Consider the following 8,530-nt stretch of genomic DNA (forward strand, 5'->3'; position numbering starts at 1 on the left):
GCTCCCCATGACTTTCCGAAGTTCGTGAAAGTGGGTGCTGAGGCGTAACACGAACTTCGGAACCGACACACTAGGAGCCGGCGCAGCGCCGTTCGCTTTCGTGATCATATCGGTCTATAACGCCTCCGATTTCGGCGAAAATCTGTAACCGATGCAGTCTGACCAGACGATTTTTAGCGGACGGGCGACCAGCGCCGCGCCGAAGGCCCTCCGGCTTGCCGCTGCGGCAGCGGTGGCGCTCATGCTCGCGGGCGGCCCAGCCCGGGCCGAGGGCGAGAAGGGACCAGCCGCAGCCGCAACCCGGGCTCCGGCCGCTGCCGGTCCAGCCGTTCCAAAGCCGGTGGCCGAGCCCGGGCCCCAGGCGGTCCCAGGCTTCTGGGACCCGCGGCGACGCCCCGAACGGCCGGATCTGTCGCGTCTGACCGTCATCCGGTTCTTGACCGAGACGGACTACCCGCCTTTCAATTTCACCGGCCCGGACGGCAACCCCGCAGGCTTCAACGTCGATCTGGCGCGGATGATCTGCGACGAGATCAAGGTCACCTGCACGATCCAGATGCGGCGCTTCGAGACGCTGGTCGATGCGATCACCAGCAACCGGGGCGATGCCATCATTGCCTCGCTCGCGGTGACGCCGCAGCTGCGCGCGCGGCTGGACTTCAGCGATCCCTATTACCGGGCACCGGCGCGCTTCGTGTCGCGGAAGGACTCGGTGATGCGCGAAGTGCGTCCCGAATTCCTCGAGGGCCGGAAGGTCGGCGTGGTCGCGGGCACTGCGCACGAGGCGTACCTGAAGGCGATGTTCACGGATGCGGAATTGCACTCCTATCCGAACGACGAGGCGCTGCGGGCCGCCTTGAGGCGCGGGGAAGTCGATTTCATTTTCGGCGACGCGATCTCGCTCGCCTTCTGGATCAACGGCACGGATTCCGGCGACTGCTGCACGTTCTCGGGCGGGCCTTTTGTCGAAAGCCGCTATTTCGGCGAGGGCGTCGGGATTGCGGTGCGCAAGGGCAACGATCTGTTGCGGCACGCACTGAACTGGGCGTTATTCCGGCTCTGGGAAAAGGGCCGCTATACCGACCTGTGGCTGCGCTATTTCTCAGTCAGTCCATTCTAGTACCGTCGATCTGAAGTTCCTGCACCCCAAGCGGTGAATTCGATTAGGGAGTTCAGATCGATAAAGCGGTACTCGAATCAGTAAATTAGCTGGTGCCCATGACTTTCCGAATTTCGTGAAAGTGGGTGCTGAGGTGTAACACGAACTTCGGAAAGTGGGCACGAGGGCTGTTCATCGATCCGTGGTCGGCCCACGAAAGCGGGACCCATGACCACGAACGCCCGTTGTTGCGCAGGCTGGTGCTCCAGCAGTAGCAAAGCTATTCCACCTGTGGTTACGGGTCCCGGCTCGCGCCGAGCCTGTCATCGGGCGCGCTTTCGCGACCCGTTGGTGGCCGGGCCGACCACGGTTTGTGGCCATTTTTGCATTTTGATGCGAAATCGCTAGTTTCCGCGATTAAATCGCTAGTTTCCGCGATCCGGAGAAAGTCCTAAATGTCCGTCTTCGATGTCAGCCCCAGCGACCTGCGTGCGGTCGCCGAGCAATCCAACGCCTGGCCGTTCGAGCAGGCGAAAGCCATCGTGGCGCGGCTGAAAAGGAAACCAAAGGACGAGGTGCTGTTCGAGACCGGTTACGGTCCGTCCGGCCTGCCGCATATCGGCACCTTCGGCGAGGTCGCGCGCACCACCATGGTGCGCCACGCCTTCCGCGTGCTGACCGAGGACAAGATCAAGACCCGCCTGCTTGCCTTCTCCGACGACATGGACGGCCTGCGCAAGGTGCCGGACAACGTGCCGAACAGGGAGATGCTCTCAGAGCATCTCGGCAAGCCGCTGACCAGGGTGCCGGATCCCTTCGGCACCCATCCGAGTTTCGGCGCGCACAACAATGCGCGGCTGCGCGCCTTCCTCGACACCTTCGGCTTCGATTACGAGTTCGCCTCCTCGACCGACTACTACACGTCTGGACGCTTTGACGCGACGCTGCTTCTGATGCTGGAGCGGATCGAGAAGGTGATGGCAATCATGCTGCCGTCACTCCGCGAAGAACGCGCCGCCAGCTATTCGCCGTTTCTGCCGATTTGCCCGCGCACCGGCGCGGTGCTCTACGTGCCGATCACGGCGCATGACAGCAAGGCCGGCACCATCTCCTATGACGACCCGGAGACCAGGGAGCGCGTCACGCTTCCGGTCACCGGCGGCCACTGCAAATTGCAATGGAAGCCGGATTGGGCGATGCGCTGGGCCGCGCTCGGCGTCGACTACGAAATGGCTGGCAAGGACCTGATCGATTCCGTGAAGCTGTCGGGCAAGATCTGCGCTGCGCTGGACGGCACGCCGCCGGAAGGCTTCAATTACGAGCTGTTCCTCGACGAGAAGGGTCAGAAGATCTCGAAATCGAAGGGCAACGGGCTGACCATCGACGAGTGGCTGCGTTATGCCTCGCCCGAGTCGCTGTCGCTGTTCATGTACCGCGAACCGAAGGCGGCCAAGAGGCTCTACTTCGATGTGATCCCGCGCAATGTCGACGACTACCAGCAGTTCCTCGAAGGCTTTCCGCGCCAGGATGCGCGTCAGCAACTCGGCAATCCGGTGTGGCATATCCACGCCGGCCATCCGCCGAAGGCCGACATGCCGGTCACGTTCCAGCTTTTGCTGACGCTGGTGTCGTCATCGAATGCAGAGAATGCCTCGACCCTGTGGGGATTCATCGGGCGCTATCGGCCGGGCGTGACGCCGGAAACTCATCCGAAGCTGGACGCGATGGTCGGCTACGCCATCAACTACTATCGCGACTTCGTGGCGCCGACGAAAAAATTCCGCGAGCCGACGGAAGCCGAGCGCGCCGCCTTGCAGGACCTGCGCGATGCGCTGGCCAATATGGCGGCCGAATCGACGGCGGAAGACATCCAGAACGTCGTTTACGAGATCGGTCGCCGCGAGCCGTTCCTCGATCCGGTGAAGAAGGGCAAGGACGGCCGGCCGGGCGTCTCGCTTGACTGGTTCAACATGCTCTACCAGGTGCTGCTCGGCCAGGAAAAAGGCCCGCGCTTCGGCTCGTTCGTCGCGGTCTATGGTCTCTCCAATGCGGTCGCGATGATTGACGGCGCGTTGGCACGGTCGGCCTAGTTAGGCACCTGTTGGCGCAGGAGACGTGCTTGCAGCGCGTGCAAGCGTGAGCAGCATGCGCAACAGCGGCGTCGGCACGCCGTGCCGTTCCGCAGCTTCCACCACGGCACCGGTCAGCGCGTCGATCTCCAGTGGCCTGCCGGCAAGGCGATCGAAATACATCGACGAGCCGGCATCAGGCGGGATGGCTGTGAGCCTCGCCATCGACTGCGCCGCTTCGTCGGTTGCAAGCTGCGCGCCGTCGGCGCGTCCGACGGCGGCGGCCTCTTCCAGCAGCGCCAGGCAAAGTGCTGCAACGTCGTCGCGCCGAAACACCGCGTTCCGCTGCAGCGTGAGCGCGGAGACGGCATTGCCGACGGCGTTGACGAGCAGCTTTCGCCACGCCAGCGTCCTGAAGTCCTCACTCAAAAGCGTCCGCAGCGGCGTGCCGTCGAGCAGCGCAGCGAACGCCTGTCCGTCCGGACCGTCGGCAACGGCAAAATCGTGTTCGCCGCCGCGGCGGTAGCGCACCCGGTCTGCCGCCAGGCGTTCGCCGTTGTAATAGACAATGGTCGGAATCACGGTCGCGCCGCTGACGGAAGGAGCAAGGCGCTCAATGTGGCCGATGCCGTTTTGCAGCGCCGCGACCCGCGTTGACGGGCCGCACAGCCGCTGCAGCCAAGGTCCGCTCGATGCTGTGTCCTGGACCTTGGTGCAGAGGAGGACCCAATCCTGCGGCTCCGCCCCGGACGGATCGGTCAGCGCCCGAATTGGAACCTCGATGGCGCCTTCCGTCCGCTCGACGGTCATTCGCTCGATCGGGCGTCTGACGCAGGCGGTGACGTCGTGCCGCCTGGCCGCGGCCAGCAAGCCGGCGACCACGCCGCCGATGCTGCCGAGCCCGATGACGGCAATGCGCTGGCGTTCGGGACTGGCGGCTGTTGGCGGCATGGCTGGGCCTCGCTGGGATTTTGCCGCAGGCTACCCGCGGAATTGGTGCAGCGCCACGCCGCAAAACTGCAAAGCGGGATGGCCGGTCTGCGGCAATTTCACCTGATCTCGCCGACGAACTGGACTACGATCAGTGCGCAAAATCAGGCCCGATCGGTCCCGAACGACACGGGCCGGGAGGATAATAACCAAGCGGAGGATGCCATGCAGTACAGGGTTTCGCCGGAGGCGGTTTCGGATACCAGCGCCGAGCAATGGCAGGCCCGGATCGATCTGGCGGCGGCGCACCGGCTCGCCTTCATGCACGGCTTCAACGAAGGCATTTTCAACCACCTGACCTACGTGGTGCCGGGCCGCAGCGATCGCTATTACCAGATCCCGTTCGGAACGCACTGGTCGGAGGTCACAGCCTCCTGCTTCATGGAAGTCGGCATCGACGACGCCGAGGTCAAGCACGGCGAGGGGGATGTCGAGCGTTCCTGCTATTGCATCCATGCGCCGATCCACAAGGCGCTGCCGCACGCCAAGGCGGTGTTTCACACCCACATGCCGTTTGCGAGCGCGCTGACGCGGCTGGAAGACCCCCGCATCAAGGAAATTGGTCAGACCGAAGTCGGCATGTCCGGAAAGATTGCCTATGACGACGAATATACCGGGCCTGCCTTCGATCCGGCCGAAGGCGCGCGGCTGGCCAAGGTCATCGGCGACAAGACCATCCTGTTCATGGCCAATCACGGCATCTCGACGGTCGGCGAAACCATCGCCGATGCCTATGACAAGCTCTATTACATCGAGCGCGCAGCCCAGGTGCAGATCTACGCGATGTGGACCGGGCAACCGTTGAAGAAGTTGCCGGAACCGGTGGTCAACAAGACCCGGCAGGAGATGCGGGGCAATACCTTCTACACCGGCCTGTCTCCCGCCCAGCGGCATTTCGCGGCGCTCAAGCGCATCCTCGACCGCAAGGAGCCGGACTACGCCACGTAAGGTGGGGTGTCTGGCAGGCGCTTTTTGAACGTGGACCGCGCGGCGGACCGCTTGATATTTGCCGCCGTCCCTGCGAAATCAGGCCGCCAGAGCTTTGATTGAAGAGTTAAGCTGCGCCGAAGGGCGCGGCCAAGGGGAACAAGAACCTTCGTGCGCAAGATCTACAAGATCTGCCCGGCTTCGGCTTGGAGCGAAGCGGAGCGGCAGGGCGTGTTCAGGGGCAGCCCCGTCGACATCAGCGATGGCTTTATTCATTTCTCAACCGCCTCGCAGGTGGAAGAGACTGCGCGGAAGCACTTCGCCGGCCAGACTGGCCTGTTCCTGGTGGCAGTCGAGGCCGCCGCGCTTGGCGATGCGCTGAAGTGGGAACGCTCGCGCAACGATGAGCTTTTCCCCCATCTCTACGGCGAACTTGATCTTGGGGCGGTCACTGCGGTGCAGTCGATACAGCTGCGGTCGGACGGTTCCCACGACATCCCGGAGCTTGAGCCGTGATCCGCGCCTTCGATGCTGTGTCATTGCCGCTCTTGCGCTGGCTTGATCCGGAGGATGCACACCGCCTGGCCGTGCAGGGCCTCAAGCTGCTGCCGCCGGGTCAGCCGCGCGCCGACGATGCAAAATTGGCCGTACGGGCCTTCGGCCTGAATTTCCCCAATCCGGTCGGCATGTCGGCTGGCTTCGACAAGAACGGCGAGGTGGCCGATGCGCTGCTGCGCCTCGGCTTCGGCTTCGTCGAGGTTGGAACGGTGACGCCGAGGCCGCAGGCCGGCAATCCGCGGCCGCGCATCTTCCGCCTGGAGCGGGATGAAGGCGTGATCAACCGCCTCGGCTTCAACAGCGACGGCGCTGAAATCGTGTTGCGGCGACTTGCGGCGCGCGCCCATCTCGGCGGCATCGTCGGGGTCAATATCGGTGCCAACAAGGATTCCGCCGATCGCACCGCAGACTACGTGCAGCTGATCGAAACCTTTGCGCCGGTCGCGAGCTATTTCACGGTGAACGTGTCTTCGCCCAACACGCCGGGCCTGCGCAACCTGCAGCAGGCGGACGCGCTCGACGATCTGCTGGCGAGGGTGATCGATGCGCGGGAGAGAGTCCGCAAGAACGCCGGCGACTCGCCGGTCCTCTTGAAGATCGCGCCGGACCTCAGCCTCCCCGACCTCGACGACGTGGTTCACATCGCGCGCTCGCGCCGCGCCGACGGCATGATCGTCGGCAACACCACGCTCGGACGGCCCTCGACCTTGCGCGAGCAGAACCGCGCCAAGGAGGCCGGCGGATTGTCGGGCCGGCCGCTGTTCCGCCTGTCGACACGGATGGTGGCGGAAACCTATGTCAGGGCGGAGGGCGCATTTCCGCTGATCGGCGTCGGCGGCATCGATTCCGGCGGCGGCGCGCTGACCAAGATTCGTGCCGGAGCGAGCCTGATCCAGCTTTATTCGGCGCTGGTCTATAAGGGGCTTGGTCTGGTCGAGGACATCAAGCGCGATCTTTCCTCGACGCTGCTCCGCACCGGGCGCGACTCGCTTTCGGAAATCGTCGGGGCCGATGCGGCCACCATCACGGCCGAGGACTGGCCGGTGAGCTAGGGCGCGTACTCATACATAAGTCTTCTGGGCAGGCGCAGTTATCTCCGCTTTGCCTTCGGAAGCTGACATCGCCGGCGCGCCAGTGAATGTCTGCGATGGGCCCAACAGCGGAAGAAAGAAACCATGCGCTAGGTATCGCCGAGCGCATCCAGTACGAACTTAACGACGTCCGGCCGAGGAGCGTGATCCGCCGCGAATGACGTCCGGAACCACCCTTTTCCCAGAATTAGGATCGGCGGAAATACCGGAACGTCGAAATACGGAGCTTCCCAGAAAGAGACGAGTTTGTTGCCTGAGTCAGAAACGTGTCGCAGTTCTAAGGTGCTGCTCGCAAAAATCTCGCGTGTGTCACTTTCGTGATGTAAGGGAGCATCCGCATCGGCCAGTAGCAGCAAGTGGGGCTCTGCGATTTCCGGCATGTTCAACTGCCGAAAAGCCTTTCGTCGCCCGGTCTTTGTCGCGGACACGCAAGGAACGGCCCCGCGCATTCGATCAAGCATGCGCTTGTCGTAATGTGTATCAACACATACGGAACCCGGTGTTTGCTCAAAGTAATACCAATCGTCACCAACAAGGCCGTAGGCCTTTTCGAAACGGCCGAGAACCACAAGGGTCTTTGGCACCACTCCGTCTGTTCCCCAAGTGCTGATGAACACACGAGGCTTGCTATCACGAGTGATACTCTCACGTCGCCAGGACGCTACCTCAACCTTGCGCTCAGCAGGCGCTAAATATCTTCCGTTGGCATAGGAATAGAGATAACTCGCGGCCGGAAAACCGGCTATCGCGACCAAACAGAGCGCAACAATGTAGCGCCGGCCGCGAAATGCGAAATACGCCGCGCAAATGAAGCCAACAACGAAGGCGTAGAGCGGAAGCTGGGTCAGAAAAAGTCGGAAGTAGACGTTACCCATCGATCCGCGTCCGCAAAAAAAAGCAGCCAACACGTTCTACCCCTAACGGGAAGAATTTCCGAACAAAGTAACAGATTGCGTCAAGTTGTATGGGTCGGGAAGGTCCGGTTTGGGTCAAAAGCGGGAATGGTGCGGCTAGCGTTCCATCAGCCACACGGCAATCAGAAGCGATGGCAACGGAAACATGGCAAGAGCCCAGAAGATCAGTTCGACCCTTCTGGCGAAGTACCAAGTAACCAGCAGCCATACACTATACAGACAAATGTAGAATACCAGCAGCCCCCTCGCGCCGTGCGGACCCGGGAGAACGAGCTCGACGCCAGTGTAAATAAGCCCAATGGCGGCCATCACCAGCAGGGAACAAAGCCCCCCGCCCATCAGTCCGCAAATGACGCCCACGACGCTCAACGATATCTGATGGCGATCAACGTCCGATTTAGCTGAGTGCATTACCTAAATGACCCTTGCGCTCTGACTGTGTATGAGAATCCAATCAATCAAGTAGATCACGAAACGAAACGCTTTTAACAAAGGCAAAGAATGTCGGCTTCGGTCACCAGCTGACATTCCCGGGAAACGAGCGACCGTCCGCTTCTCTCCCGCACCGGACATCAGGCTTCATCGGTGCGCGCCTAGACAGAAACCACGAGCCCGTCGCTCGCAGTCTCGTGGGCAAGGCTGCCCAGCCTTCCAAGCATATCGTCGCTCATATGCGTCAGGATCAGCCGTTTCGGCCTGATATCGGCAAGGCGCGCCTCGAGCGCTTTCAAACTGAGATGATTCTTGACCGGCCTGTCGAAGGTGTAGGCCTCGGCGATGAAGAGGTCGGCATCACGGCCCAGCGAAATCAGCGTCTCGGTCCATTCGGTATCGGCCGTATAGGCGATGATGCGCTCTTCCGCCTCGATCCGGTAACCGAGG

9 protein-coding genes are annotated in these 8,530 nt (G+C 62.2%); 5 read left to right on the top strand and 4 right to left on the bottom strand.

Annotation, left to right across the window (positions count from 1 at the left end):
* Window positions 1-241 precede the first annotated feature (241 nt).
* On the top strand, window positions 242-1,120 hold the full coding sequence (locus NEZ08_RS09820) for a transporter substrate-binding domain-containing protein (RefSeq protein ID WP_298106430.1): 879 nt from the start codon (window positions 242-244) through the stop codon (window positions 1,118-1,120).
* 434 nt (window positions 1,121-1,554) lie between these two features.
* A complete protein-coding gene (locus NEZ08_RS09825) occupies window positions 1,555-3,189 on the top strand; it encodes a lysine--tRNA ligase (protein ID WP_298106422.1) in 1,635 nt (544 codons plus the stop codon).
* On the opposite strand, the gene NEZ08_RS09830 is transcribed toward NEZ08_RS09825, so the two are convergent.
* Window positions 3,190-4,119: a 2-dehydropantoate 2-reductase gene (locus tag NEZ08_RS09830; RefSeq protein ID WP_298106423.1), complete on the bottom strand. Its 930-nt coding sequence runs from the start codon at window positions 4,117-4,119 to the stop codon at window positions 3,190-3,192.
* Window positions 4,120-4,323: 204 nt separating this feature from the next.
* Between NEZ08_RS09830 and NEZ08_RS09835 the strand changes: the two genes are divergently transcribed.
* The 3 genes from NEZ08_RS09835 (at window position 4,324) to NEZ08_RS09845 (ending at window position 6,695) form a co-directional block, all read left to right on the top strand.
* A complete protein-coding gene (locus NEZ08_RS09835) occupies window positions 4,324-5,106 on the top strand; it encodes a class II aldolase/adducin family protein (RefSeq protein ID WP_298106424.1) in 783 nt (260 codons plus the stop codon).
* Between the two features lie 150 nt (window positions 5,107-5,256).
* A complete protein-coding gene (locus tag NEZ08_RS09840) occupies window positions 5,257-5,601 on the top strand; it encodes a DUF952 domain-containing protein (RefSeq protein ID WP_298106425.1) in 345 nt (114 codons plus the stop codon).
* The gene (locus NEZ08_RS09845) at window positions 5,598-6,695 is read left to right on the top strand and encodes a quinone-dependent dihydroorotate dehydrogenase (RefSeq protein WP_298106426.1); all 1,098 of its coding nucleotides are present in this window, start codon (window positions 5,598-5,600) and stop codon (window positions 6,693-6,695) included. Before NEZ08_RS09840 ends, NEZ08_RS09845 begins: the two co-directional genes overlap by 4 nt.
* Before the next feature lie 128 nt (window positions 6,696-6,823).
* On the opposite strand, the gene NEZ08_RS09850 is transcribed toward NEZ08_RS09845, so the two are convergent.
* The 3 genes from NEZ08_RS09850 to NEZ08_RS09860 all read right to left on the bottom strand — a co-directional run.
* Entirely contained in the window at window positions 6,824-7,609 is a 786-nt protein-coding gene (locus NEZ08_RS09850) for a hypothetical protein (protein WP_298106427.1), read from the bottom strand.
* 135 nt (window positions 7,610-7,744) lie between these two features.
* The gene (locus NEZ08_RS09855) at window positions 7,745-8,059 is read right to left on the bottom strand and encodes a hypothetical protein (protein ID WP_298106428.1); all 315 of its coding nucleotides are present in this window, start codon (window positions 8,057-8,059) and stop codon (window positions 7,745-7,747) included.
* Window positions 8,060-8,241: 182 nt separating this feature from the next.
* On the bottom strand, window positions 8,242-8,530 hold a 289-nt coding region (locus NEZ08_RS09860), incomplete at its 5' end, for an MBL fold metallo-hydrolase (RefSeq protein WP_298106429.1).

This window comes from Bradyrhizobium sp., from assembly GCF_027451485.1.
GTDB lineage: Bacteria > Pseudomonadota > Alphaproteobacteria > Rhizobiales > Xanthobacteraceae > Bradyrhizobium.

What these genes read in the sequence shown, in the direction of transcription:
- NEZ08_RS09830 (WP_298106423.1), bottom strand. Translation starts at nt 4,119, where the DNA reads ATGCCGCCAACAGCCGCCAGTCCCGAACGCCAGCGCATTGCCGTCATC.
- NEZ08_RS09855 (WP_298106428.1), bottom strand. Translation starts at nt 8,059, where the DNA reads ATGCACTCAGCTAAATCGGACGTTGATCGCCATCAGATATCGTTGAGC.
- NEZ08_RS09850 (WP_298106427.1), bottom strand. Translation starts at nt 7,609, where the DNA reads ATGGGTAACGTCTACTTCCGACTTTTTCTGACCCAGCTTCCGCTCTAC.
- NEZ08_RS09820 (WP_298106430.1), top strand. Translation starts at nt 242, where the DNA reads ATGCTCGCGGGCGGCCCAGCCCGGGCCGAGGGCGAGAAGGGACCAGCC.
- NEZ08_RS09835 (WP_298106424.1), top strand. Translation starts at nt 4,324, where the DNA reads ATGCAGTACAGGGTTTCGCCGGAGGCGGTTTCGGATACCAGCGCCGAG.
- NEZ08_RS09825 (WP_298106422.1), top strand. Translation starts at nt 1,555, where the DNA reads ATGTCCGTCTTCGATGTCAGCCCCAGCGACCTGCGTGCGGTCGCCGAG.